Annotated in this window: 1 protein-coding gene; it reads left to right on the top strand. The window is 78.4% G+C overall.

From position 1 onward, the window contains the following. Positions 1-1356, top strand: a 1356-nt coding sequence (locus GA0115240_RS36510) for a BACON domain-containing protein (RefSeq protein WP_093734569.1), incomplete at both ends; no start/stop codon positions are given.

Genomic DNA, 1356 nt, shown 5'->3' with positions numbered 1-1356 from the left:
CACGTACTGCCTGTCCATCCTGTGCGAGCACGACGCCGCCGCCGCGGCCCTCGGCGAGGTGCTGGCACTCGCCGAACGCCAGCGGGCCAAGCTGCGCGATCCGGCCCTGCGGCGCCCCTGGCTGTACGCCCTGGCCCGCTGGGCCTGCCTGCGCCGGCTCGCCGCCGGCCCGGCCGCCGTGCCGTCCGCCTCCGAGGCGGTGACCGAGCAGCGCGCCGCCCAACTGGCCCTGCTGGCCTGGCCCGAAGCGGCCGGCACCACCCCGGAGCAGCGCGAGGCGCTGGAACTGGCGGTGCGCCACCAGTTGACCGCCCGCGAAGTCGCCCACGTGCTCGGCCTCGACGCCGAAGCGACCCGTTCGCTGCTGGCCCAGGCCGCCTGCGAGGTCGAGCGGACCCGTACGGCGCTGGCGGTGGTGGACACCGGCCACTGCCCGGCGGTGGCCCAACTCGCCGGCGACGCCCGGGTGCTGCTCGGTACGGCGCTGCGCGGCGAGTTGGTGCGGCATGTCGACGACTGCGCGGTGTGCCGGCGTACCGCCGAGCGCGTGGTGGCGGACGGCCCCTGGCCGGGCGCGGCCGGCTCCGCGGACGCCGCCGACAGCACGGCGGTGCTGGCCCTGGTCGAGGCGCCCCGCTCGGCGGCCTACGCCGCGCTGCTCTACGCCATGGACGCCGGGCTCGGCCGGGCCCGTGACGCGACACCCCGCTACGACCGGCGCGGCTTTCCGCTGGACCTCAAGGACCGGGCGGCCCGGCGGGCGCAGTTGCGGCACCGGGCGGTGACGGGCGCGGTGGTCGCGGCGGTGGTCGCCGCACCCGTGCTCGCCGTGTGGGCCGCCTACCAGGCGGCGCCGCTCGGCGAAGGCCACGCCTCCGACCGGGCGACGAGCGAGCCGGACGGGTTGGACGGGGTGCCGTACGAGAAGGCGGGCAGTTCTCAGCCTTCGGCGCGCCCGGTCGCGCCCGGCGCGGTCTCCGGGGCGCCCGCGATCACCGCCCCGACGGCCACCACGGTCGCCGTCTCCTCGCCCGGCGCCGCGCCGCCCACCGACGGGTCGGGGTATTTGACGGTCTCCGCCCGGGCGGGCACGGAGCGCACGCTGGTCGTGCTGACCGCGGGCGGCGCCACCCCGGTGCGGTGGGAGGCGTCCACACCGGCCTACTGGCTCCAGCTCTCGGCCCGCGGCGGCACCCTGCAGCCGGGCCGGTCGGTCACCATCGTCATCACGGTGGACCGCACCCTGGAACCGCAGGGCTCCTGGGACGCCCGGATCGGCTTCGCCCCGGGGCACGCGGCGGTCATCCTGCGCGGCTCCTCGCCCCGGTCCGCCCCACCGCCCCCGCCCACCTCGTC

This window comes from Streptomyces sp. DvalAA-14, from assembly GCF_900091855.1.
Taxonomy (GTDB): domain Bacteria; phylum Actinomycetota; class Actinomycetes; order Streptomycetales; family Streptomycetaceae; genus Actinacidiphila.
This window is presented reverse-complemented; position numbering and strand designations above follow the sequence as displayed.